Source organism: Vibrio sp. YT-19(2023) (assembly GCF_033337395.1).
This window is the reverse complement of sequence record NZ_JAWOQN010000011.1, coordinates 47,397-71,811: the sequence shown is the minus strand read 5'-3', so window position 1 is coordinate 71,811 and position 24,415 is coordinate 47,397. Positions and strand designations below refer to the sequence as shown.

Below are 24,415 nucleotides of genomic sequence, written 5' to 3'. Positions count from 1 at the left end.
ATGCATGCAAACTTTTGCGGAAATCTCAGCAGTTCGTGAACACCTTAAAACCTTTAAACGTGAAGGTCGTAAAGTGGCGTTTGTCCCTACCATGGGCAACCTTCACGAAGGCCACTTAACTTTAGTGCGTAAAGCACGCGAATACGCTGATATCGTTGTCGTAAGCATCTTTGTTAATCCGATGCAGTTTGATCGTGCTGACGATTTAAATAATTACCCACGCACGCTAGAGGAAGACTTAAGCAAGTTAACTTCTGAAGGGGTCGATGTGGTATTTACGCCAACACCAGAAGTTATCTACCCTGAAGGTCTGGATAAGCAAACCTTCGTCGATGTCCCTGGCCTATCAACAATTCTCGAAGGCGCGTCTCGACCAGGTCATTTCCGTGGCGTGACGACGATTGTGAATAAGCTGTTTAACATCGTACAACCGGATGTCGCGTGCTTCGGCGAGAAGGACTTCCAACAACTTGCTGTTATCCGCAAGATGGTTGATGACCTAGCAATGGACATTGAAATCATCGGTGTACCAACCGTACGTGAAATGGACGGTTTAGCAATGAGTTCACGCAATGGCTTGCTTACGCTGGACGAGCGTCAACGCGCTCCTGTACTTGCTCGTACAATGCGTTGGATCAGTAGTGCCATTCGCGGTGGCCGCGATGACTACGCATCGATCATCGAAGATGCAAGCGACCAACTTCGAGCTGCAGGTCTGCACCCTGATGAGATCTTCATTCGTGATGCTCGTACATTACAAGTGATCACACCAGAAACGACACAAGCTGTTATTCTGATGTCTGCGTTCCTAGGCAAAGCTCGTCTTATCGATAACCAAACGGTAGATATGGTTGTCGAAACGAAGGAAGAAGCTGAATCTAACAATACAAACTCAGAGAACGCAGAGTAAGCTCTGAGCCATAAAAGTAAAAAGGTCGACTCTTAGTCGACCTTTTTTATACTCTACGTATAGACGCAATCTAACCCTTCAGGGCGAGTTTTAAACCGCTTGTGCAGCCACATCCACGCTGGAATATCACGTTTTATCATTTTCTCAAGCTCTTGGTTCAAGATGCTTGCCGCTTTAACCGCATTACGTCTCTCGAAACGCTCGCTAATGTCTTTTCCAATGTACAGCGTGTAATGGTGATTTTTACTCACTGTAACGCCAGATATAACCGCGCACTTTGTTGCATCAATGAGAACACTAGACCCGACGGTACTCGCCGCTTGTTCAACAGCAAAAAACGGCGCAAAAACAGAATGGCTAACGCCATAATCATGGTCGGGTAAATACCAAAGTCGATGACCATTCTTCAGAACTTTGAGCATTGATTTCACGTCTTTTCGATCAATCATTTGATGTCCAAAACGAGTTCGACCTCGATGTTGAATAAACTCATAAGCAGGATTCGAATTTGGGCGATAACGCCATAACCTTGGGCAAACTGGCTAAAAATACGAGCGGTTATCTCCAAGTTTAAATGGTGACTGCACACCACCAACACACCACGTCCATTCTTTTCCTCAGCGAGTAAACGATCTTTTCCAACAATAGAGGTTATCCGACGTATCCGCCAATCTGGCCAAAACCAAGCGATACCGGTTTCGATGATCGCCATTCCAGTATATTGAAAGTTTTTTCGTACTACGTCCTTACATTGCCAATCCGTAAAATCAGGGAAACACAGCTGGAGATTACGCAGAGCGATCTTGTGTCGGCGCTTCATTACATGCATCGCAATACAGCCGATGCTTCTACCTAAGATTCGCAATACTACGTATGGCAGTACATTAACAAGAATCGCTAAAGATCCAAATGCCAGCCATACAGACCAATATTTGGGCTTAAGTAACTGATAGGAGAAAGGCGGCGGCGGGACAATATTCATAGGATCACTCATTTATTACAAATGATTGAAACCTACCATGATAAAAACCGAAAAATTGTATGGGTATGTATTGTTATGCACGCGAAAGAGCAGCGTGAATCGCCGCTCTTTGCTTTATGAGAATGGCTTAGCTTCTTAGCCCAATCCCTTTGGTTACTAGATAATGCGCAATGGCATACAGTGCAACAACAAACACTGCAAGTACACTAAATGAAGTGACAATGCCCACATCCGAGACACCTAAAAAGCCGTAGCGGAACGCATTCACCATGTAGACGATTGGGTTGATCTTAGAAACGCCTTGCCAAAATTCAGGCAGCAGACTGATCGAATAAAAGACTCCTCCCAAGTAAGTTAAAGGAGTCAATACAAACGTAGGGATGATCGAAATATCATCAAACGTTTTTGCGTAAACCGCATTGATCAAGCCACCGAGAGCAAATACAACCGACGTCATGAAGACAGTCGCGACAATAATGCCCCAGTGCTCCACTTGCAAATCAACGAACAAAAGTGACACACAAGTAACAATTGCACCGACCAACAAACCTCGAGTCACGCCGCCCATCACATAGCCAGCAATAATCACATAGTTTGGTACCGGTGCCACCAGCAGTTCTTCAATATTCTTCTGTAGCTTTGCACTAAAGAATGACGACGCCACGTTCGAGTATGAGTTAGTGATCACCGACATCATGATCAAACCTGGAACAATGTACTCCATGTAACTAAAGCCGCTCATCTCACCAATTCGAGAGCCAATAAGATTGCCGAAAATGATGAAGTACAACGTCATCGTAATGGCTGGCGGCACTAAGGTTTGCACCCAAATACGTGTAAAACGAGTAACTTCTTTGCTCAGCAAGCTGCGAAATGCCGTCCAATATAAACCGTACATTTAATTACTCCCCTCTCTTACAATGCTGACAAACAACTCTTCAAGTCGGTTGGCTTTGTTACGCATTGAGAGAACTTTAATGCCATGCTCTGTTAACTGACTGAATACCGAATTCAATCCTTGGCTCTTATCTAGTTCTATCTCTAAAGAGCCATCAACAATACTTTGTCGATTAACACCTTCAAGCTCAGGCACCTCGACTTCTGACTCAATATCCAAGATAAATGTCTCGACGCTTAGCTTACCTAGTAACGCCTTCATGGTGGTATTTTCAATCAGCTCACCACGATTAATAATGCCGATATTTCGACACAGCATCTCCGCTTCTTCTAGGTAGTGTGTCGTTAAAATAATCGTAATTCCTTGCTCTTGGTTGATCTCTTTCAGAAACCCCCACATTGAGCGGCGTAGTTCAATATCCACTCCAGCCGTTGGTTCATCTAAAATGAGTAATTGCGGCTCGTGCATCAAAGCTCTTGCGATCATTAAACGACGCTTCATCCCACCGGATAGGTTACGAGCACGCTCTTGGCGTTTTTCCCATAAATCCAATTTTTTCAGGTATTTTTCTGCTCTTTCTTTGGCTAATACTTTAGACACACCGTAATAGCCAGCTTGCTGCATCACAATTTGCTCAACGGTTTCAAACTGGTTGAAGTTGAACTCCTGTGGCACCAAGCCTAAATTCTGCTTGGCCAATTCGAGGTCGGTATCAATGTCATAACCGAAAACTTTCGTCGTTCCGGAGGTTTTATTCACTAAGGAGGAAATGATGCCAATCGTGGTCGATTTTCCTGCACCATTGGGACCCAGAAGCGCGTAGAAGTCACCCTTTTTCACTTGGAGACTTATACCTTTTAACGCCTCAAAGCCACCTGCATACGTCTTGCGCAATTGTTCAATTTCTAATGCGTACATAAGGTCTTGATTGCCGTTTGTTTGTGATTACTAATACCGACTCATATTTAGCAGCGGTTTACTACAAAATCGCCTTGGGTATCGTACTGGAGGTCCATCAGTTTATCGTTGAATAACGATGATTACAAATAAACCTTTCGATAATATTGGAAATATAACCCTTACCTCGTAAAGGTTATCTCTAAGTAAGACAAAATAGAGCATAAAAAAACGCAACAGGAAACTGTTGCGTTTTTAACTGTCAGAATGATTACGCCGTTATGCGCTGATACTGGTCTGCCTCAACATGTGCCACCGCCGCATTCAATGCTTCGTAACGGAATTGGTACATATTTTCATCCGGGACAAGGTCAATCACATGGAATTTCTCTAGCTGTTCTCGTGTTCGCTCATTCGGGCATAATAAATACACGGCACAATTGGCATCGAGAGCATCCTTAATCGCATTCTCTAACGCCAAACCGACGGTTACATCAATCATTGGTACATCCGTAAGATCGAGAATCATCACGTCATAGTCCGAAATACTAGAGTGCTGACGTGAAATGGCTTTAGAAACACTAAAGATCATCGGACCGGAAAGATAAAAGAACAGCACTTTACCATTAGCACGATCCAACAAACCACGCTCGCTGTCAGTCAGCGGCACATCATCTTCATCCGCGTCGCTGATCGCTTTTACTTGTCGCGCCTGCTCTCGGCTCAAACGCTCGATGATGATAATGTTCGAGATAAAGACGCCTAAACCCACCGCAACGATAAGATCAACGAATACTGTAAGCAACATAACGCCATACATCACCGCCATTCCGGAAAAGCTTACCTTATGTGCCCTCTGAATAAAGCTCCAGTCTAGGATGTTAAAGCCAACATACACCGCAATGCCTGCTAACACAGCCATCGGGATTGGCTCTGTTAATCCGCCAGCAACCAGTACAACCAACGCCAACATTAGTGCACGAATCACACCAGATAATGGCGAACGAGCCCCAACTTGGATATTCGTTACCGTCCCCATGGTAGCCCCCGCCCCCGGCAGCGCACCAAACAAGCCTGAGATCATGTTAGCTAACCCTTGACCTCGCAGCTCTTTATCTGAGTCGTGTTCTTTACGAGTTAATGAGTCACCGATAACCGCCGTTAACAAAGTATCAATACAACCTAATGTGCCTAGCACTAATGCATCAATGACCATCTCGACAAACATATCTGTGTCAATATAAGGGGCGACGAGAGAAGGTAACCCAGCAGGAATTTCACCGATACGACGAATATCTTCTGTATCAAAGAGAATCACAGACAATAAAGTCACCGCGACCAATGCCACGAGCTGTGCAGGAACGTATTTACGATATTGCTTAGGGAAGAAAAAAAGAATCCCCAAAGTCAGTAGTCCCAAAAACAACTCACTGAACTTAAGGTTAGAAATGGTCTCCGGCAAAGCAGATAACGTTCCGAGTACTCCCCCTGAAGGCGCAGCATGCCCCATCAAAGGCGATAACTGCAGAATGATAAGAATCACACCTATGCCAGACATAAAACCGGAAATAACGCTGTAAGGCATCAAGGTAACGTATTTACCCAGTTTTAATGTCCCCAATAGGATTTGGAACGCGCCAGCCATCATGACAACCGTGAAAGTCATAGCCATGCCCGTTTCTGGGTATTTCGCCATCATACTGGTTAATACTGCGGTCATGATTACCGTCATTGGCCCTGTCGGTTCTGATATTAACGTATTAGAACCACCAAATAACGAGGCAAACAAACCGACCATTATTGCCCCCCAAAGGCCGGCCTCAGCCCCGGCTCCGGATGCAACACCAAACGCTAACGCCAGAGGGAGAGAGATAATCGCCGTGGTTACCCCGCCAAATACATCCCCTTTGAAATTGATATCTTCAAAACGACTACCGAACACTGCTGATTTTCCCTGCATTCAATTTTAAAAAGTAAAATATCACTACTTTAACGAGCTAGGCGAAAATTTAAACCATAAATAGATTAAGGCTAAATTCACACCACAAATAGTTTCACCAGATTTTACTTTTTTCTTAATGAAAACTAGTCAGATGAGTCCTATCTGACGAATATTTAACGAGATCGAAATTGTAACATTGTGTATAGTTACAACACTGATCGCTTGCATGTGCACACAAACAGCGGCAGCGATTTTGTCTTTTAAGGGAAGTAGTTTGCAAAATGCCGGAAATAAAACAGTTATTTGAAAACAATTCGAAATGGTCTCAAGAGATCAAATCTGATCGACCTGAATACTTCGCAAAACTCGCTGAGGGGCAAAAGCCTGATTTTCTTTGGATTGGCTGCTCTGATAGCCGCGTTCCTGCCGAGCGACTAACCGGGCTATACTCAGGTGAACTCTTTGTTCATCGGAATGTTGCAAACCAAGTTATCCATACTGATCTCAACTGTCTATCTGTCGTCCAGTACGCCGTAGACGTTCTTAAGGTTAAACACATCATTGTCTGTGGACACTATGGATGTGGTGGCGTAAATGCAGCCATTGATAACCCTAAGCTAGGTCTTATTAATAATTGGCTGTTACATATCAGAGATATCTATTTCAAATACCGCACATACCTAGATCAAATGCCGCAACAAGATCGAGCGGATAAACTAGGCGAGCTTAATGTTGCAGAGCAAGTGTACAACTTGGGTAACTCAACCATCCTGCAAAACGCTTGGGAGCGTGGGCAAGATGTTGAAATTCATGGTGTGGTATACGGAATTGAAGATGGTCGCTTAGAGTACTTAGGCATTCGTTCTAACTCTAAGGAAACCGTAGAAGCGTCTTACCAGAAAGCTCTTTCGACGATTCTAAATACAGACAACAAGCTCCTTTGTCGCTAAGTCATATCTAAAAGTTGAACGAAAAACGCCCATCTTAGATGGGCGTTTTTTATATTTTTAATGCTGAACTCAATGATTATTCTTGAGGTACAACTTTACCGATGTATGGTAAGTGGCGGTATTTCTGCGCGTAATCAATACCCACCCCAACGACAAATTCATCTGGAATTTCGAAACCAATCCAATCCACAGGAACATTCACTTCACGACGAGATGGCTTATCTAGGAGCGTACAAATAGCGATAGACTTCGGCTCACGTAGCGAAAGAATCTCACGGATTTTATTTAGTGTGTTACCAGTGTCAATGATGTCTTCAACAAGCAGAATGTCTTTACCTTTGATGTCATCATCCAAATCTTTCAAGATACGAACGTCACGTGAGCTTTCCATCGTATTGCCGTAGCTTGACGCAGTCATAAAATCAACTTGGTGAGTCAGTTCGATAGCACGTGCCAAGTCTGCCATAAATACAAATGAGCCACGCAATAAGCCTACCAACACAAGATCTTCACTACCTTGATAACGCTCTGTAATTTGTTTGCCTAATTCACGAACTCGCTCCTGAACTTCTTGCTCAGAAATCATGACTTCTATTGTATGTTTCATACTGTGCTCAATCTAAATTTGTGGGTTGAGGTAAGTCGCACGCAAACGATCACCTAATCTTACGGCGTGTAGTGTATCACCACGTTCATTGGGTTGAAAGTCGCATCCTGTTGCCAAAAAATCTTGGAAGAAGGTCTTAGTTTTATAAAGTTCATAGCTAAATTTATCAATAATAATGACATTACTGTATATAAATTGCTCTACAGATGTTGACCTTGTGCATATGCACCATTACACTCATCACTGCTTTAAGCAACTATTAAAATAATCAATTAGGGGGTTACCCCCAATATCAACTCAAATGGCAAGGAAAATGGATATGGACTCAATTGCAAAGAGACCTAGAACTAGGCTTTCTCCAATTAAGCGTAAGCAACAGTTAATGGAAATCGCATTGGAAGTATTTGCGTGCCGCGGCATCGGTCGTGGTGGTCACGCAGATATCGCAGAAATTGCTCAAGTTTCTGTAGCGACTGTTTTTAACTACTTCCCTACACGCGAAGACTTGGTGGATGAAGTTCTCAATCACGTCGTACGTCAGTTCTCAAACTTCCTATCGGATAACATAGACCTAGACTTACATGCACGTGAAAACATCGCCAATATTACTAATGCGATGATCGAGCTTGTCAGCCAAGATTGTCACTGGCTAAAAGTATGGTTCGAGTGGAGTGCTTCAACACGTGACGAAGTATGGCCATTGTTTGTTTCAACTAACCGTACTAACCAGTTGCTGGTACAAAACATGTTCATTAAAGCAATTGAACGTGGCGAAGTGTGTGACCAGCACGATTCAGAACACTTGGCAAACCTGTTCCACGGTATTTGTTACTCACTGTTTGTCCAAGCGAACCGCGCTAAAGGTGAAGCGGAGCTGAAACACCTAGTGAATTCATACTTAGATATGCTTTGCATTTACAACCGTGAACACTAAAGCTTAGCTCGTAATATATGTCAGCCCACCGTTTGGTGGGCTTTTTATTGTCTGCTAAGCACACATTTATATTTCTATATAACAAGCATAAAAAAACCGCTGCAATGCAGCGGCTTCTATCATTCAGTCAGAAAAAGCTTACTTCTTCTTAACTGCTTTTTTGTTTGGCAGGTCAGTGATTGAACCTTCAAATACTTCAGCAGCTAGACCTACAGACTCGTGTAGAGTTGGGTGAGCGTGGATAGTCAGAGCGATATCTTCTGCATCACAGCCCATCTCAATTGCAAGGCCGATTTCACCAAGTAGTTCACCACCGTTAGTACCAACGATAGCACCACCGATTACGCGGTGAGTTTCTTTGTCGAAGATTAGCTTAGTCATACCGTCTGCACAGTCAGATGCAATTGCACGACCTGATGCTGCCCATGGGAATGTTGCTACTTCGTACTTGATGCCTTCTTCTTTCGCTTCTTTTTCAGTCTTACCAACCCAAGCCACTTCTGGCTCAGTGTACGCAATTGAAGGGATAACTTTAGGGTCAAAGTAGTGCTTCTTACCAGAGATAACTTCAGCAGCTACGTGACCTTCATGCACACCTTTGTGAGCAAGCATTGGTTGACCAACGATATCACCGATCGCGAAGATGTGAGGAACGTTAGTACGCATTTGCTTATCAACGTTGATGAAGCCGCGCTCGTCAATTTCTAGACCCGCTTTTTCACCGTCGATTAGCTTACCATTTGGTACACGACCGATAGCAACTAGAACCGCATCGTAACGCTCAGCTTCAGCTGGCGCTTTCTTGCCTTCCATTGAAACGTAGATACCGTCTTCTTTTGCTTCAACTGCTGTTACTTTCGTTTCTAGCATTAGCTTGAACTTGTCTTTGATACGCTTAGTAAATACTTTCACGATATCTTTGTCTGCTGCAGGAATTACCTGGTCAAACATTTCAACAACTTCAACTTTAGAACCTAGAGAGTGGTAAACCGTACCCATTTCTAGACCGATGATACCACCGCCCATGATAAGCAGTTTTTCTGGCACTTCTTTTAGTTCTAGAGCGTCAGTAGAGTCCCAAATACGTGGGTCTTCATGCGGGATAAATGGCAGTTTGATTGGACGAGAACCAGCCGCAACGATTGCGTTGTCAAAGTTAACAACTGTTGGCTCACCTTCACCTTCTACAAGGATAGAGTTAGGGCCAGTGAACTTACCGTAACCGTTAACTACTGTTACGTTACGCATCTTAGCCATACCGCTTAGGCCGCCAGTTAGTTGGTTAACAACTTTTTCTTTCCAGATGCGGATTTTGCTGATGTCTGTTTGAGGCTCACCGAACACAACGCCGTGGTCAGCCATCGCTTTCGCTTCTTCAATTACTTTAGAAACGTGAAGCAGTGCTTTAGATGGGATACAACCCACGTTCAGACATACACCGCCAAGCGTGCTGTAACGTTCAACTAGTACAGTTTCAAGACCTAAGTCCGCACAACGGAATGCAGCGGAGTAACCAGCAGGACCAGAACCAAGTACAACAACTTGGGCTTTAATTTCTTTGCTCATTTTGACCTCTTGTAGTCATTATCCCTAACAGGCTGAGTGGGTATCGATTTTTTATGTTTAAGAGAGATTTGTTTTAAACAGTTATTTTCAGACCGCTAACAGTTTACAGAGATGTTAATGGTGTGAAAAGTAAATCAATTTAGCCTGTGAGCTAGACAACAATTCGATTGTGAAAACCCTGAACGAAGCAAGGCTGATAACCAAATTGTCGGTAATTATGATTAGCAGAGGCGGCTAAGTTGCCGCCTCTCATTCATCTAATTTCTATTACAGAACTAGACGACGAATGTCAGATAGACATGAGTTTAGGTAAGTGATGAAGCGCGCACCTTCAGCACCATCGATCACACGGTGGTCGTATGATAGAGACAGTGGAAGTTGTAGACGCGGTTCGAACTCTTTACCGTTCCATACCGGTTTCATTTCTGACTTAGACACACCTAGGATACCAACTTCTGGTGCGTTTACGATTGGAGTAAACGCCGTACCGCCGATACCGCCTAGGCTAGAGATAGTGAAACAGCCACCTTGCATGTCAGCCGCAGTTAGCTTACCAGCACGTGCTTTCTTAGAAACCGCCATTAGCTCTTCAGATAGCTCGTAGATGCCTTTCTTGTTCACGTCTTTAAATACAGGAACAACTAGACCGTTTGGTGTATCTACCGCGATACCAACATTCACGTATTTCTTCAGAATTAGGCTCTCACCGTCTTCTGATAGAGAAGAGTTGAACGCTGGGAACGCTTCAAGCGCTTTAGCTACCGCTTTCATGATGAACACAAGTGGTGTGATCTTCATGCCAGTGTCTTTCTTCGCTTCAATCGCGTTTTGCTCTTTACGGAATGCTTCAAGAGCCGTGATGTCTGCGTTATCCCACTGTGTAACGTGCGGGATCATTACCCAGTTACGGTGTAGGTTTGCGCCAGAGATCTTCTTAATGCGAGATAGCGGTTGAACTTCTGTCTCACCAAACTTGCTGAAGTCCACTTTTGGCCATGGTAGTAGACCAAGAGCCGCGCCGTCGCCTTTGCCAGATGCTGCTGCACCTGCGCCAGACTCAAGACGCTTAAGTGCATCTTTCACGTAAGCTTGAACGTCTTCTTTTAGGATACGGCTCTTACGACCAGAACCTTTAACCTTAGAAAGATTAACGCCAAATTCACGCGCTAGACGACGAACAACTGGAGACGCGTGAGCGTACTCATCGTTTTCTTTGAAATCGCCAGTCGCTGCTGGAGCTGCTGCCGCTGGAGCTTCTGCTTTAGGAGCTGGAGCTGCAGGTGCTGCCGCTTGAGCTGGAGCTGCTGCAGGAGCAGGTGCTGCGCCCGCCACTTCGAATACCATGATTAGTGAGCCAGTAGACACTTTGTCGCCAGCTGCAATCTTGATTTCTTTAACTGTGCCAGCGAATGGTGCAGGAACTTCCATAGAAGCTTTGTCACCTTCAACAGTGATTAGAGATTGCTCTTCTTCCACTGTGTCGCCAACCGCAACCATGATCTCAGTAACTTCAACTTCGTCGCCGCCGATATCTGGTACGTTAACTTCTTTTGCCGCAGACGCTGCTGGAGCTGCTGCCGCAGGAGCTTCAGCTGCCGCTGGTGCTGCTGGAGCGCCTGAACCTGCTGTTTCGAACACCATGATAAGTGAGCCAGTCGATACTTTATCGCCTGCTGCAACTTTGATCTCTTTTAGAGTACCTGCGAATGGCGCTGGAACTTCCATAGAAGCTTTGTCGCCTTCAACAGTTAGAAGAGATTGCTCTTCTTCGATGCTGTCGCCAACGGCAACCATGATTTCAGTAACTTCTACTTCATCACCACCGATGTCTGGTACGTGAACTTCTTTTAGTTCTGCCGCTGCTGCTGGAGCTGGAGCTGCTGCTGGAGCTGCTTCTGCCGCAGGAGCAGGTGCAGCGTCAGCTGCACCCTCGGCTTCGAAAATCATGATTAGAGAACCAGTAGAAACCTTGTCGCCTTCTGCAACTTTGATTTCTTTAACGATACCCGCTTGAGAAGCAGGAACTTCCATAGAAGCTTTATCGCCTTCAACTGTGATCAGAGACTGCTCTTCTTCAACCTTGTCGCCAACGCTTACAAGAATCTCAGTAACTTCAACCTCATCCGCACCGATGTCTGGTACATTAATTTCGATTGCCATTTCTTATCTACCTTCTTAATTAAGCGTATAGCGGGTTTGTTTTCTCTGTGTCGATGTCGAATTTCTTAATTGCTTCTGCAACTACAGATTTCTCAACTTCGCCACGTTTCGCTAGTTCAGTTAGCGCTGCTACTACTACGTAACCTGCGTTCACTTCGAAGTGACGACGTAGGTTTTCACGGCTGTCTGAACGACCGAAGCCATCAGTACCAAGAACTTTGAAAGACTCAGCAGGAATGTATGCACGAACCTGCTCTGCGTAGTTCTTCATGTAGTCAGTTGCTGCGATAGCAGGTTCAGTACCCATTACTGTTTGGATGTAAGGTACTTTCGCTTCCGCTTCTGGGTGAAGCATGTTGAAACGCTCTGCATCTTGGCCATCGCGAGTTAGTTCGTTGAATGACGTTACAGAGTAAACATCAGAAGCAACACCGTAATCTTCGCTTAGGATTTGAGCTGCTTTACGTACTTCATTCATGATAGTACCAGAGCTCATTAGCTGAACTTTCGCTTTGTCGCCCGTGTAAGTTTCTAGCTTGTAGATACCTTTACGGATGCCTTCTTCAGCGCCTTCTGGCATTGCTGGCATTGCGTAGTTTTCGTTCATTAGCGTTAGGTAGTAGAACACGTTTTCTTGTTCTGGACCGTACATGCGACGGATACCGTCTTGCATGATTACTGCTACTTCGTACGCGAATGTTGGGTCGTAAGAAATACAGTTAGGAACCGTACCCGCCAAAATGTGCGAGTGGCCGTCTTCGTGCTGTAGACCTTCACCGTTCAACGTTGTACGACCCGCAGTTGCACCTAGTAGGAAACCACGTGCTTGTTGGTCACCAGCCATCCACGCCATGTCGCCAACACGTTGGAAGCCGAACATTGAGTAGTAGATGTAGAACGGGATCATTGGTAGGTCGTTTGTCGAGTATGAAGTCGCAGCAGCAACCCATGAAGACATAGCACCTAGCTCGTTGATACCTTCTTGTAGAACCTGACCTGAAGTCGCTTCTTTGTAGTAAGAAACAACGCCACGGTCTTCTGGTGTGTAAGTTTGGCCGTGCGGGTTGTAGATACCGATTTGACGGAACAGACCTTCCATACCGAATGTACGTGCTTCGTCAGCAATGATAGGAACGATGTTCTTACCAATGTTCTTGTTCTTAAGTAGAACGTTTAGCGCACGTACGAATGCCATAGTAGAAGAGATATCACGCTTCTGTTCTTCTAGTAGTGGCTTGAATTCTTCTAGCTCAGGAACGATGAATTCTTGAGTGAATTTTGGTAGACGCTGTGGCGTGTAGCCGTGTAGCGCTTTACGACGAGCGTGTAGGTATTCGTACTCTTTTGAACCTTCTTCAAGTTTCAGGTACGGAAGCTCTTTCACTGCTTCGTCAGTTAGGATGTCTTGAAGACCTAGACGATCACGTAGGTGTAGTACGTGAGTCATGTCCATCTTCTTAACTTGGTGCGCGATGTTCTTACCTTCAGCCGCTTCACCCATGCCGTAACCTTTAACAGTCTTAGCTAGGATTACTGTTGGACGACCTTTAGTTTCTGCCGCGTTTTTGTATGCCGCGTATAGCTTAGAAGACTCGTGACCACCACGCTTAAGTGCGAAGATTTCGTCATCAGTCATGTCAGCAACAAGTGCAGCTGTCTCTGGGTACTTACCAAAGAAGTGCTCACGTACGTACGCGCCATCTTTTGATTTGAATGTTTGGTAGTCGCCGTCGATCGTTTCATTCATAAGCTGTAGAAGCTTACCAGTCGTATCTTTAGCTAGTAGTGAATCCCAGTTGTTACCCCAGATTACCTTCACTACGTTCCAACCAGCACCTTTGAACAGACCTTCAAGTTCTTGAATGATCTTACCGTTACCCATTACAGGGCCATCTAGACGCTGTAGGTTACAGTTGATTAGGAAGCATAGGTTGTCTAGTTTCTCACGCGCAGCGAAAGAGATAGCACCACGTGATTCTGGCTCATCCATCTCACCGTCACCTAGGAACGCGTAAACGCGCTGCTCTGAAGTATCTTTAAGACCACGGCCTTCTAGGTACTTAAGGAAACGAGCTTGGTAGATAGAAGCGATTGGACCTAGGCCCATCGATACTGTCGGGAACTGCCAGAATTCAGGCATCAGTTTAGGGTGCGGGTATGAAGGAATACCTTTGCCGTCTACTTCTTGACGGAAGTTGTCTAGCTGCTCTTCAGTTAGACGACCTTCAACGAATGCACGTGAGTAGATACCTGGTGAAATGTGACCTTGGTAGTAAACTAGGTCGCCACCATCCTTCTCGTTTGGTGCACGGAAGAAGTGGTTGAAACATGTCTCGTAGAACGCAGCAGAAGACTGGAAAGACGCCATGTGGCCGCCTAGCTCTAGGTCTTTCTTAGATGCACGTAGAACGATCATGATAGCGTTCCAACGAATAATTGAGCGAATACGACGCTCAAGTGTTGTGTCACCTGGGTATGCTGGTTCTTGGTCTGCAGGAATCGTGTTGATGTAGTTAGTTGTGATACCTGTTGGCATATCAACACCGTCTAGACGTGCTTTATCTAGAACTTGCTCTAATAGGAATTGAGCACGCTCTAGACCTTCTTCACGTACAACTGACTCAAGCGCTTGTAGCCATTCTTGAGTTTCCAGTGCATCTACGTCATGCTTCATATCAGACATGGCGATCTATCCTTCTGTTGGTTGGATCTACTTATTTAAGTAACGCTCTTACGAGTCGTTACCCTGCTGAATTCGACGTAGAGAACGCTCTCGTCGAGACTCTTCTCGAGTCAAATCCAACAATGTTTCTTCGATGTAAGCCAAGTGCGAGTGGGACATTTCTCGCGCCTTTTCAGGCTGACCAGAAACAATCGCATCCACGATATTGGCTCGGTGTTTACTGACTTTCTCGACCGCTTCTGGGCGGCGACGTAGTAATTTAAAATTTTGTAGAATATTTTGCTCAAGCAAAGGCGCTAAGCTTCGAACAATGTGCAACAGAACCACGTTGTGCGCGGCTTCTGTCAAAGCGATCAAAAATTGCATCACTTCCGCAGATTCAGCTTCGATATCGTTGTTTGCTTGCTCTTGGCTAATGCGCTCAAGGCAACCTTGAATACGCGCAAAATCTTCTTCGGTACCACGTAAAGCTGCAAAGTAGGCTGAAATTCCTTCCATCGCATGACGAGACTCAAGCACATCAAGCTGGGTTTCAGAATGACTAGACAACAAATTCAACAAGGGATCTGAAAAGCTCTTCCAGATATTCTCACTTACGAATGTTCCGCCACCTTGGCGACGAGTCAACAAACGCTTCGCTTCCAAGCGTTGAATGGCTTCTCGGACTGAAGGACGAGACACATCGAACTGTTTTGCCAGTTCACGCTCTGGAGGCAGTTGTTGCCCCGGAGACAATGTTCCTTCCACTATCAACCTTTCTAACTCTTGTTCTATAACATCAGAGAGTTTTGGCTGACGAATCCTTTGATAAGCCATAATTTATTGTTCTTCTACTCTTGCAGGTAATTGGTAATACCAATTTTAAGTTGGTGCAGAAATTAACATAATTAAAACGCCACTGTCCAGCCGAAAATTGACCTAAATCATAGAACGAGCTTACTTCCAACACTCTGATAACAATCGACTGTTAAAACAGCAATAGAATTGGTATGACCAATTACATAAAGCATACAAATGGGAAGTCGACGTGCTAGCAGTTTTGGAAAAGAAATACAGAAAATGACAAAATTATCAGTCTATTTATTCACCAAAACGGCATGTACGAGCGTAAAAGTGTAGTTAACTTTTAACAATCATTAATATTTCTGGTATCAAAAAAAGGCATACCTGATCGTATGCCTTATTTATTTCGCTTTTTTGAATTTACACTTTCGCTACAAATCAACGCTGTATAAGCAGTCTATATTTCACCCAATCAAAGCTTAGACCAGGATCGCTTTTTCTCAAGGGCGCAATATATTGATGACCGGTAATTCGTGGCGGGGTGATTTGAGGATAAGACTGCATAATCACCTCAGTGATCTCTGCAAGTGATTGATATTGCGCTTCTGTGTAGGCAGTAAATTCTGTCCCTTCAAGCTCGATACCAATGGAATAGTCATTACAACGCTCCCTGCCTGCGAAACTGGATTGACCGGCATGCCATGCTCTATCAAGAAAAGAAACAAATTGAACAACCTCGCCGTTTCTTTTAATCAAGCAATGTGCAGAAACGCCCATTTTGTGAATAGCTTCAAAAAATGGATGTTCATTTGGGTCTAGCTTGCCAGTGAAGAAGTCCTCTATATATGGTCCACCAAACTGCCCAGGAGGCAAACTGATATTGTGTACCACCAGCAGAGAGATGTCGTTTATATCAGAGCGGGCATCAAAAAATGGTGACGGAACATGCTTTGCTTGTGTCAGCCAGCCATTCTCGATAATTGGGCGCATATCAACCTCTCTACTTTGCAAATTAACTGCTGAAATTATTGACACCGGAGAGTATCATTCGTTGCCATCTCCCTTTCAAGACAAGATTTGCGATGAAGAACACACACAACATTCAAGAACGCCTAGAATACCTTAAACAACAACTCCCTTTAGAGATCACTCGCTCTGTCGCTGATACCTTAAAAGAAGATCTAGGTGGCAGTGTCGACGCAGATAACGACATTACTGCATCTTTGATCCCTGCCGATGCGGTTAATACCGCAACGATTATTACTCGTGAGCATGGTGTGTTCTGTGGTCAAGCATGGGCTGATGAAGTTTTTAAACAGCTCGGTGGCAAGGTCAGCATTGAATGGCACGTAAAGGACGGCGATAAAGTCGAACCTAACCAAACCCTTTGCACGCTGACAGGCCCTGCTCGTGACTTGTTGACTGGTGAGCGTAACGCAATGAACTTCATCCAAACGCTGTCTGGCTGCGCAACAGTTACCGCAGAGTACGCTGAAAAAATCGCGCATACTGGGTGCCGTCTACTAGATACACGTAAAACCATTCCTGGTCTGCGTAGCGCACTAAAATACGCCGTGACGTGTGGTGGTGGCTTTAACCATCGCATCGGCGTGTTCGACGCTTACCTTATTAAAGAAAACCACATTATTGCTTGTGGTGGCATCACTCAAGCCATCCAAAAAGCGAAAGAGCTTAACCCAGGCAAACCAGTAGAAGTAGAAACGGAAAGCTTAGAAGAGTTGAAACAAGCGATAGAGGCTGGTGCCGACATCATCATGCTCGATAACTTCACAAAAGAAATGATGCGTGAAGCCGTAGCGATTAACGCAGGTCGTGCCGCTTTAGAGAACTCAGGTAACATTACGCTAGAGACCATCGCAGAATACGCAGAAACCGGTGTCGATTACATTTCGGTAGGCGCGTTGACTAAGCATCTAAAAGCGATGGATCTTTCGATGCGCTTCAAATAATAAAAGTAATAAATCTCTAATTACTTCAACTAACTCAGTTAGTTGTGAGTAATTCATCATTTAAAAGGGCCTATTGGCCCTTTCTTTTTATCCACTAAAAAAATAGTGCTACTCGCAAAACTCTGCATACGATGTGCAACTTTTCACCAAAGAGTTTTATCTCACTCGAGAGCCCATCTCTTCCCCATTTTCAACTCGCCTTAACTCTCCATAATCTTTCGCTAATGCAAGAGCATTATTAATTAAGGGTTAAAAATGAAAAACAGTAAACAGAAAAAACAACAGGGTTTTACTCTGATTGAGTTAATGATTGTGGTGGCGATTATTGGCATCTTATCTGCTTTCGCAGTTCCTGCTTACCAAAATTATACTAAGAAAGCGACATTGTCAGAATTTCCAAAAGCAGCTGCGGCAGCCAAATTAGCAGTAGAATTATGTGCCCATGAGAATGCCTCAAATGAAACAACATTTATTAGTGAATGTGTAAAGGAAGAAAATGGAATTCCCGCTAAATTCGTTTTGAATAATATTGAAATTAGCGTTGTTAAAGCCACAGATGCTAGCGTTTCTGGTGCGATAGCAGTTATTGCAGCAGCTGATGAAGTTAAGGGACCTATTGCTAAAGGCGAGCAATATATCATGGCTGCATCATATAAAACTCAAGGCTTAGAGTGGGGGGCTTCATGTAAAGCTGGCGGTAAAGCACAAACAGACTACTGCCCAAACTAACTTAAATGTTGACCAACCTATCCACGGCTCTTCGCCAAAAAGGGTTACTGACGTTTTCCCAAGAAGAATCGTTAATAGAGCAAGTCAAAGCTTCTGGCATTTCGATGCCAGAGGCTTTACTCAGTTCTGGATTATTTACATCAAGCGAACTCGCTGAGCACTTAAGTTCTCTCTTTGGTTTAAATCAGCCCGAGTTATCTCAGTACGAGTATGCTTCGCTTTGTCAGCAACTTGGCCTTAGGGAATTAATCACGCGGCATAACGCACTCCCACTCCAGCGTACGTCTTCAACGTTATTATTAGCGGTTGCCGACCCCACCAACCAACAAGCAGAAGATGATTTTCGCTTTGCCACTGGTTTACAGGTTGAATTGGTCTTGGGGGATTTTAGTCAACTCAGCGCGGCAATTCGACGCTTGTATGGTCGTTCATTGAGTCATGAGAAGTCCGGGTTAAAAGAGATCAACCAAGAAGAGTTAGCCAACCTAGTTGACGTGGGCGCAGATGAAATCGACAACATTGAAGACTTGAGCCAAGATGAGTCTCCTGTTAGCCGTTACATCAACCAAATTCTATTGGACGCTGTGCGCAAAGGCGCATCCGATATCCACTTTGAGCCTTATGAAAAGATGTACCGCGTGCGCCTGCGCTGTGATGGCATCTTAATTGAAACACAGCAGCCACCAAGCCACTTGAGTCGCCGCTTATCCGCTCGTATCAAAATCCTCTCTAAGCTTGATATTGCAGAGCGACGTTTACCACAAGATGGGCGTATTAAGCTCAAGTTGAATCAAGACACCGCAATTGATATGCGTGTATCCACACTGCCTACTCTATTTGGAGAGAAAATTGTACTACGACTGCTCGACAGCAGCTCTGCGTCATTGGATATCGACAAGCTTGGTTATAGCGAACAACAAAAACAATTGTACTTGGATGCGCTGCGTCGCCCACAAGGCATGATTCTGATGACAGGTCCAACCGGGAGCGGAAAAACCGTTTCTTTGTACACCGGGCTGAGTATCCTCAATAAACCAGAAATCAACATTTCTACGGCAGAAGACCCAGTAGAAATTAACTTATCGGGCATTAACCAAGTTCAAGTCCAGCCTAAGATTGGTTTTGGTTTTGCCGAAGCACTGCGCTCTTTCTTACGTCAAGACCCCGATGTGGTAATGGTCGGTGAGATTCGTGACTTAGACACTGCAGAAATCGCGATCAAAGCCTCGCAAACTGGTCACTTAGTACTTTCAACCTTACATACCAATTCTGCGGCTGAAACGGTTATTCGTTTATCAAACATGGGCGTAGAAAGCTTTAACTTGGCCTCATCTCTTAGTTTGATTATTGCCCAGCGCTTGGCCCGTAAACTGTGCTCGCACTGTAAACAATCACAAGAGCTTACGGTTCAGCTACAACATCTTGGAATTCAAGCAAGCGACAACATTTTTAAAGCCAATCCCGATGGATGCAATGAGTGTACCCATGGTTATTCCGGCCGGACGGGGATTTATGAAGTGATGCGCTTTGATGAATTTCTTTCCGAAGCGCTTATTAAAGGTGCCTCGGTACATGAACTAGAAAAACTCGCCATCGCAAATGGTATGAGCACGTTACAAATGTCGGGCATAGAAAAACTCAAACAAGGGATCACAAGTTTTAGTGAACTACAGCGTGTACTTTATTTTTAATCCTTTAATCAGCAGTCACATCCATGAAAAGCACTACACCACAACTTAAAAACTTCCGCTGGAAAGGCATCAATAGTTCAGGCAAAAAGACGTCTGGACAAACCCTCGCGATGACAGAAATTGAAGTACGCGAACGTCTAAACGCACAGCATATCAAGATCAAGAAGTTAAAGAAAAGCAGTATCTCGTTTCTCACTAAACTCAGCCATCGCGTAAAAGGCAGAGACATCACGGTGTTTACCCGTCAAATTTCGACGATGTTGATAACCGGTGTGCCCTTAGTTCAGGCTTTAAAATTGGTCTCAGAAAACAATAAAAAAGCAGAGATGAAATCCATTTTGATGAGCGTAACACGCGCCGTCGAAGCGGGTACGCCTATGTCAAAAGCCATGCGCACTGCAAGTGAACACTTTGACCCACTCTATACCGACCTTATCGCAACAGGTGAGCAATCCGGTAACTTAGCGGAAGTATTCGAGCGCTTAGCCACCTACCGAGAAAAAAATGAACAACTCCGTGCGAAAGTGATCAAAGCACTGATTTACCCAGCGATGGTAGTGCTAGTCGCGTTAGGCGTGTCGTTTATCATGCTCACCAAAGTCATTCCCGAGTTCGAAAAAATGTTTGTTGGTTTTGGTGCTGATTTACCTTGGTTTACCAGGCAAGTGTTAGATCTTTCCGCCTGGACACAAAACTGGAGTCCGTTTATCGCACTAGGCTCCATTAGTTTATTCACCTCGGCGAGAATCCTCTCTAAGCGTTCAGATTCTTTTCGCTTAATGCTCAACCGCTCTGTGCTTAAATTTCCTGTTCTGGGCCCTGTATTATCAAAAGCCGCTATCGCCAAATTTAGTCGAACACTCGCCACAAGCTTTACAGCGGGTATTCCAATTCTAACCAGTTTAAAAACCACATCAAAAACCTCAGGAAACTTACACTATCAACTCGCCATAGAAGAAGTGTACCGTGATACCGCCGCAGGTATGCCAATGTATGTAGCCATGCGCAACTGTAATGTGTTCCCTGAATTGGTGTTACAAATGGTTATGATCGGTGAAGAGTCTGGTCGACTTGACGATATGCTCAATAAAGTTGCAACGATCTACGAGTTTGAAGTCGACAACACCGTCGACAACCTTAGTAAAATTCTAGAGCCACTAATTATCGTATTTTTAGGTATCGTTGTTGGCGGATTAGTGACAGCAATGTACTTGCCAATCTTTAACTTAATGAGTGTATTGGGCTAGAATGAGCTGTTAACTCCTTTAAAACAGCATCTTGCTGATTTCACTCATCGCTCAAGAGACAAATATGGAAGTATTCCAGTACTACCCTTGGCTATTCGTTGTGTTTGCCACCATCTTCGGTCTGATCGTGGGTAGCTTCCTCAATGTGGTTATTTATCGACTACCTAAAATCATGGAACTAGAATGGCGACGCGAATGTGCCGAGTCATTTCCTGAATACAAAATAGAACCTCCTAAAGAAGTGCTGACCTTGAGCGTCCCACGCTCCTCCTGCCAGAAATGCGCAACACCGATACGTATTCTCGACAACATTCCTGTGATTAGCTGGCTGCTTTTAAAAGGCAAATGTCACAACTGTCAGGCAACCATTAGTGCACGCTATCCACTGATTGAACTGCTCACCGCGTTCTGTTCAGGCTTTATAGCTTATTACTTTGGTTTTAGTTACTTTACCGTTGCCCTACTCTTTTTTACTTTTATCTTAATCGCCGCAACATTTATCGATCTCGATACTATGTTGTTACCTGACCAATTAACATTACCATTAACTTGGGCTGGCATTGCCTTAGCATTAGTCGAAATAAGTCCTGTTACTCTACAAGATTCTGTCATTGGTGCTATTGCTGGTTACCTATGTCTCTGGTCCGTTTACTGGGGCTTTAAGTTACTTACCGGTAAAGAAGGAATGGGGTATGGTGATTTTAAACTACTGGCGGCACTAGGAGCTTGGCTAGGTTGGCAGTCACTGCCGATGATCATTCTACTTTCTTCTGTGGTTGGCATCGTATTTGGCATCATTCAACTACGCTTGCAAAAGCAGGGAATTGAAAAAGCTTTCCCTTTCGGTCCTTACTTAGCAATTGCTGGTTGGATAAGCTTAATTTGGGGCGACCAGATTTTAAACTGGTACTTTACTTCAGTTCTAGGAGTGTAAATGGCTTTGGTTATTGGTTTAACAGGTGGTATCGCTAGTGGAAAAACAACCGTCGCGAATCTGTTCAAACAACAATTTAAAATCGATATCGTCGATGCCGACATTGTAGCAAGAGAAGTTGTCGATCCAGGTACTCCCGGCCTAAACGCGATTATTGAACACTTTGGTCACGATATCGTTCGTGAAGACCAAACTTTAGATCGCGCAAAGCTGAGAGAAAAAATCTTTTCGAATTCAGATGAAAAAGCATGGCTCAACGCACTGTTGCACCCGATAATTCGTGAAAAGATGATCGAAGATTTGCAGCAAGTCACTTCAGAGTATGCGTTACTTGTGGTGCCGTTGCTCGTAGAAAACAAGCTAGATAGTTTGTGTGATCGCGTTCTTGTCGTCGATGTAGAACCGAATACACAGATATCTCGCACGATGAAACGAGACAATGTGAGTGAAGATCAAGTTCGCGCCATCCTTGCCTCTCAAGCATCAAGAGAGCAAAGGCTCGCGCTTGCAGACGATGTGGTTAAGAATAATCCAAGTGACCCTGATCTTTTGCTTCAAATCACAGATTTGCACGAAAAGTACCTAGCCATGTGTAAGAAAAATCTGCGAAAATAGGAACGAAACTCACAAAGGCTTATGTCGATGACCACGCACAAATTTGAACATCCGTTAAATGAGAAAACTCGTATTTATCTAAGAGTGGAGTCTCTGCTGCGTCAGGCTCACTTGGCCTCTGGGTTTAGCGAAAATCATCAGTATCAACTGTTTTTCCGTGCGTTATTCGATATGGTTGAGATCTTCGAACAAATCCAACTGAAAAGTGAACTGGCTAAAGATCTTGAGAAGCAGCGGCTGTCGTACCGCCATTGGCTCAATGTTGATGGTGTCGATCAAGACGCATTAAATACCCTACTACAAGAGATAGATGTCGTTCATAGCCAACTAATGGGTGCTGAACGTTTTGGCCAAGCACTAAAAGAAGATCGCTTCCTAAGCTCTATCCGTCAACGCTTTAATCTACCGGGTGGTTCATGCTGTTTTGATCTGCCAGCATTACACTACTGGCTTCATCTACCTATTGAACGTAAAAAGCGTGATGCACAACAGTGGCAAGCAAGCTTAAAGCCCTTATCTGATGCGCTTTCGTTATGGTTAAAGCTCACTAGAGAGACCGGACATTTCAAAGCTCAAATCGGTCGTGCAGGTTTCTTCCAAAGTGACGCTGATGAAGCCAACATTCTAAGACTTCACATCCCAATGGAATATGGCGTGTATCCTATGATTTCAGGCCATAAAAACCGCTTTGCGATCAAGTTCATGTCGTTTGAAAACGGTCAAGCGTGCACACAAGATATTGAATTTGAACTTGCTGTGTGCAGCTAAGACGACACTACGCCTCGCCTCCATAATCTAAAATTCAACGCTTTATTGCGCTTATATTTGATAAAATTTCGTAGCAGCAATAGCGCGTTGAATAAGCCATCTTTAATTCGTTTAGGTATACTACCCTTTAACACCAATTAGTAATGGGACGCTCAACTATGTCTAAAGTTACCATCGTTCAATGTCCACAATGTGGCGCCGACGTAGAATGGGGAGAACAAAGTCCTCATCGCCCTTTCTGCAGTAAACAATGCCAAATGATTGATTTTGGTGAATGGGCAGATGAAGAAAACACCATCCCAGGCGCACCCGATATGTCCGATAGTGATGGCTGGTCTGAAGACCAGTATTAAATTGAGACCTAGGGTAAAGGAATACCCTAGGTTCCTTCTTGGGGAACCGAATCACGCTCCGTCGTCGCTGTCCAGAATGACGAATTTGAACCTCAGTGCTATATAATCTTTGACCATCATTTTCCGTCATTCCGAGGAGCCATAGCGACATCAGGAATCTACTCATAGCAAGGATGAAGCTAACAACGTAAACACTTGCATGCTCGACTAGTAGATTCTGAATCACGCTCCTTCGTCGCTGTCCAGAATGACGAATTTTAACCACGGTACTCTGTAATCTTTGACCATCATTTCCTGTCATTCCGAGGAGCCATAGCGGCATCAGAAATCTACTCATAGCAAGGATGAAGCTAACAACTTAAACACTTACATTCTCAACTAGTAGATTCTGAATCACGCTCCTTCGTCGCTGTCCAGAATGACGAGTTTTAACCACGGTACTCTGTAATCTTTGACCATCATTTACTGTCATTCCGAGGAGCCATAGCGACATTAAGAATCTACTAACAGCAAGGATGAAGCTAACAACTTAAACACTTACATTCTCAACTAGTAGATTCTGAATCACGCTCCTTCGTCGCTATCCAGAATGACGAATTTTAACCACAGTACCCAGTAATATTTGATCATCATTTCCCGTCATTCCGAGGAGCCATAGCGACATCAGGAATCTACTCATAGCAAGGATGAAGCTAACAACTTAAACAATTGCATGCTCGACTAGTAGATTCTGAATCACGCTCCTTCGTCGCTATCCAGAATGACGAATTTTAACCACAGTACCCAGTAATATTTG

General features: G+C 44.3%; 20 protein-coding genes and 1 pseudogene. 11 read left to right on the top strand and 10 right to left on the bottom strand.

Annotation, left to right across the window (positions count from 1 at the left end):
• The first annotated feature begins 4 nt into the window (after nucleotides 1–4).
• Entirely contained in the window at nucleotides 5–910 is a 906-nt protein-coding gene (gene panC, locus R7E78_RS10495) for a pantoate--beta-alanine ligase (RefSeq protein ID WP_065274834.1), read from the top strand.
• A 53-nt stretch (nucleotides 911–963) separates the two neighbouring features.
• Here the strand turns inward: panC and R7E78_RS10490 are convergent.
• From R7E78_RS10490 to R7E78_RS10475, 4 genes and pseudogenes are all read right to left on the bottom strand, one after another.
• Nucleotides 964–1,892 (bottom strand): annotated as a pseudogene (locus R7E78_RS10490) (Kdo(2)-lipid IV(A) acyltransferase).
• 127 nt (nucleotides 1,893–2,019) lie between these two features.
• Nucleotides 2,020–2,790: an ABC transporter permease gene (locus R7E78_RS10485; protein WP_005386598.1), complete on the bottom strand. Its 771-nt coding sequence runs from the start codon at nucleotides 2,788–2,790 to the stop codon at nucleotides 2,020–2,022.
• The gene (locus tag R7E78_RS10480; protein ID WP_005380000.1) at nucleotides 2,791–3,708 is read right to left on the bottom strand and encodes an ABC transporter ATP-binding protein; all 918 of its coding nucleotides are present in this window, start codon (nucleotides 3,706–3,708) and stop codon (nucleotides 2,791–2,793) included.
• A 250-nt stretch (nucleotides 3,709–3,958) separates the two neighbouring features.
• Nucleotides 3,959–5,629: a SulP family inorganic anion transporter gene (locus R7E78_RS10475; protein ID WP_005379997.1), complete on the bottom strand. Its 1,671-nt coding sequence runs from the start codon at nucleotides 5,627–5,629 to the stop codon at nucleotides 3,959–3,961.
• Between the two features lie 281 nt (nucleotides 5,630–5,910).
• On the opposite strand from R7E78_RS10475, the gene can reads away from it, so the two are divergent.
• Nucleotides 5,911–6,579 (top strand): carbonate dehydratase, encoded by a 669-nt coding sequence (gene can / locus R7E78_RS10470; protein WP_213907281.1) that lies wholly within the window; start codon nucleotides 5,911–5,913, stop codon nucleotides 6,577–6,579.
• A 76-nt stretch (nucleotides 6,580–6,655) separates the two neighbouring features.
• On the opposite strand, the gene hpt is transcribed toward can, so the two are convergent.
• Complete coding sequence (gene hpt, locus R7E78_RS10465) at nucleotides 6,656–7,186, bottom strand: hypoxanthine phosphoribosyltransferase (protein ID WP_005379995.1); 531 nt, start codon at nucleotides 7,184–7,186, stop codon at nucleotides 6,656–6,658.
• Between the two features lie 319 nt (nucleotides 7,187–7,505).
• Here hpt and opaR point away from each other — a divergent pair, with 319 nt between their 5' ends.
• Nucleotides 7,506–8,120 (top strand): transcriptional regulator OpaR, encoded by a 615-nt coding sequence (opaR, locus tag R7E78_RS10460; protein ID WP_262640632.1) that lies wholly within the window; start codon nucleotides 7,506–7,508, stop codon nucleotides 8,118–8,120.
• Between the two features lie 138 nt (nucleotides 8,121–8,258).
• Here opaR and lpdA read toward each other — a convergent pair whose 3' ends face one another.
• From lpdA to ampD, 5 genes are all read right to left on the bottom strand, one after another.
• Entirely contained in the window at nucleotides 8,259–9,686 is a 1,428-nt protein-coding gene (gene lpdA / locus R7E78_RS10455) for a dihydrolipoyl dehydrogenase (protein WP_005379993.1), read from the bottom strand.
• A gap of 267 nt (nucleotides 9,687–9,953) precedes the next feature.
• On the bottom strand, nucleotides 9,954–11,846 hold the full coding sequence (aceF, locus tag R7E78_RS10450; RefSeq protein WP_005396678.1) for a pyruvate dehydrogenase complex dihydrolipoyllysine-residue acetyltransferase: 1,893 nt from the start codon (nucleotides 11,844–11,846) through the stop codon (nucleotides 9,954–9,956).
• 19 nt (nucleotides 11,847–11,865) lie between these two features.
• Entirely contained in the window at nucleotides 11,866–14,529 is a 2,664-nt protein-coding gene (gene aceE, locus R7E78_RS10445; protein ID WP_005386612.1) for a pyruvate dehydrogenase (acetyl-transferring), homodimeric type, read from the bottom strand.
• A gap of 48 nt (nucleotides 14,530–14,577) precedes the next feature.
• The gene (gene pdhR, locus R7E78_RS10440) at nucleotides 14,578–15,345 is read right to left on the bottom strand and encodes a pyruvate dehydrogenase complex transcriptional repressor PdhR (protein ID WP_005379989.1); all 768 of its coding nucleotides are present in this window, start codon (nucleotides 15,343–15,345) and stop codon (nucleotides 14,578–14,580) included.
• A gap of 405 nt (nucleotides 15,346–15,750) precedes the next feature.
• Complete coding sequence (gene ampD / locus R7E78_RS10435) at nucleotides 15,751–16,302, bottom strand: 1,6-anhydro-N-acetylmuramyl-L-alanine amidase AmpD (protein WP_017635914.1); 552 nt, start codon at nucleotides 16,300–16,302, stop codon at nucleotides 15,751–15,753.
• Between the two features lie 92 nt (nucleotides 16,303–16,394).
• Here ampD and nadC point away from each other — a divergent pair, with 92 nt between their 5' ends.
• The 8 genes from nadC (at nucleotide 16,395) to yacG (ending at nucleotide 23,619) form a co-directional block, all read left to right on the top strand.
• Complete coding sequence (nadC, locus tag R7E78_RS10430; protein ID WP_017635915.1) at nucleotides 16,395–17,282, top strand: carboxylating nicotinate-nucleotide diphosphorylase; 888 nt, start codon at nucleotides 16,395–16,397, stop codon at nucleotides 17,280–17,282.
• Between the two features lie 255 nt (nucleotides 17,283–17,537).
• Nucleotides 17,538–18,011: a prepilin-type N-terminal cleavage/methylation domain-containing protein gene (locus tag R7E78_RS10425; protein WP_065274839.1), complete on the top strand. Its 474-nt coding sequence runs from the start codon at nucleotides 17,538–17,540 to the stop codon at nucleotides 18,009–18,011.
• 5 nt (nucleotides 18,012–18,016) lie between these two features.
• Nucleotides 18,017–19,702: a type IV-A pilus assembly ATPase PilB gene (pilB, locus tag R7E78_RS10420; RefSeq protein ID WP_171345767.1), complete on the top strand. Its 1,686-nt coding sequence runs from the start codon at nucleotides 18,017–18,019 to the stop codon at nucleotides 19,700–19,702.
• Between the two features lie 23 nt (nucleotides 19,703–19,725).
• Nucleotides 19,726–20,949, top strand: a complete 1,224-nt coding sequence (locus tag R7E78_RS10415; RefSeq protein ID WP_262640631.1) for a type II secretion system F family protein — start codon at nucleotides 19,726–19,728, stop codon at nucleotides 20,947–20,949.
• A gap of 64 nt (nucleotides 20,950–21,013) precedes the next feature.
• Nucleotides 21,014–21,883 (top strand): prepilin peptidase, encoded by an 870-nt coding sequence (locus tag R7E78_RS10410; protein ID WP_171345765.1) that lies wholly within the window; start codon nucleotides 21,014–21,016, stop codon nucleotides 21,881–21,883.
• Nucleotides 21,884–22,498, top strand: coding sequence for a dephospho-CoA kinase (gene coaE / locus R7E78_RS10405; protein WP_171345764.1), 615 nt, complete (start codon nucleotides 21,884–21,886; stop codon nucleotides 22,496–22,498). It begins immediately after the preceding gene.
• Nucleotides 22,499–22,525: 27 nt separating this feature from the next.
• Nucleotides 22,526–23,266, top strand: coding sequence for a cell division protein ZapD (zapD, locus tag R7E78_RS10400; RefSeq protein ID WP_005373086.1), 741 nt, complete (start codon nucleotides 22,526–22,528; stop codon nucleotides 23,264–23,266).
• 158 nt (nucleotides 23,267–23,424) lie between these two features.
• Nucleotides 23,425–23,619 (top strand): DNA gyrase inhibitor YacG, encoded by a 195-nt coding sequence (gene yacG / locus R7E78_RS10395; RefSeq protein WP_017635922.1) that lies wholly within the window; start codon nucleotides 23,425–23,427, stop codon nucleotides 23,617–23,619.
• Nucleotides 23,620–24,415 lie beyond the last annotated feature (796 nt).

What these genes read in the sequence shown, in the direction of transcription:
- panC (WP_065274834.1), top strand. Translation starts at nt 5, where the DNA reads ATGCAAACTTTTGCGGAAATCTCAGCAGTTCGTGAACACCTTAAAACC.
- R7E78_RS10485 (WP_005386598.1), bottom strand. Translation starts at nt 2,790, where the DNA reads ATGTACGGTTTATATTGGACGGCATTTCGCAGCTTGCTGAGCAAAGAA.
- R7E78_RS10425 (WP_065274839.1), top strand. Translation starts at nt 17,538, where the DNA reads ATGAAAAACAGTAAACAGAAAAAACAACAGGGTTTTACTCTGATTGAG.
- lpdA (WP_005379993.1), bottom strand. Translation starts at nt 9,686, where the DNA reads ATGAGCAAAGAAATTAAAGCCCAAGTTGTTGTACTTGGTTCTGGTCCT.
- R7E78_RS10410 (WP_171345765.1), top strand. Translation starts at nt 21,014, where the DNA reads ATGGAAGTATTCCAGTACTACCCTTGGCTATTCGTTGTGTTTGCCACC.
- R7E78_RS10480 (WP_005380000.1), bottom strand. Translation starts at nt 3,708, where the DNA reads ATGTACGCATTAGAAATTGAACAATTGCGCAAGACGTATGCAGGTGGC.
- coaE (WP_171345764.1), top strand. Translation starts at nt 21,884, where the DNA reads ATGGCTTTGGTTATTGGTTTAACAGGTGGTATCGCTAGTGGAAAAACA.
- opaR (WP_262640632.1), top strand. Translation starts at nt 7,506, where the DNA reads ATGGACTCAATTGCAAAGAGACCTAGAACTAGGCTTTCTCCAATTAAG.
- can (WP_213907281.1), top strand. Translation starts at nt 5,911, where the DNA reads ATGCCGGAAATAAAACAGTTATTTGAAAACAATTCGAAATGGTCTCAA.
- aceF (WP_005396678.1), bottom strand. Translation starts at nt 11,846, where the DNA reads ATGGCAATCGAAATTAATGTACCAGACATCGGTGCGGATGAGGTTGAA.
- ampD (WP_017635914.1), bottom strand. Translation starts at nt 16,302, where the DNA reads ATGCGCCCAATTATCGAGAATGGCTGGCTGACACAAGCAAAGCATGTT.
- zapD (WP_005373086.1), top strand. Translation starts at nt 22,526, where the DNA reads ATGACCACGCACAAATTTGAACATCCGTTAAATGAGAAAACTCGTATT.
- pdhR (WP_005379989.1), bottom strand. Translation starts at nt 15,345, where the DNA reads ATGGCTTATCAAAGGATTCGTCAGCCAAAACTCTCTGATGTTATAGAA.
- yacG (WP_017635922.1), top strand. Translation starts at nt 23,425, where the DNA reads ATGTCTAAAGTTACCATCGTTCAATGTCCACAATGTGGCGCCGACGTA.
- R7E78_RS10415 (WP_262640631.1), top strand. Translation starts at nt 19,726, where the DNA reads ATGAAAAGCACTACACCACAACTTAAAAACTTCCGCTGGAAAGGCATC.
- pilB (WP_171345767.1), top strand. Translation starts at nt 18,017, where the DNA reads ATGTTGACCAACCTATCCACGGCTCTTCGCCAAAAAGGGTTACTGACG.
- aceE (WP_005386612.1), bottom strand. Translation starts at nt 14,529, where the DNA reads ATGTCTGATATGAAGCATGACGTAGATGCACTGGAAACTCAAGAATGG.
- hpt (WP_005379995.1), bottom strand. Translation starts at nt 7,186, where the DNA reads ATGAAACATACAATAGAAGTCATGATTTCTGAGCAAGAAGTTCAGGAG.
- nadC (WP_017635915.1), top strand. Translation starts at nt 16,395, where the DNA reads ATGAAGAACACACACAACATTCAAGAACGCCTAGAATACCTTAAACAA.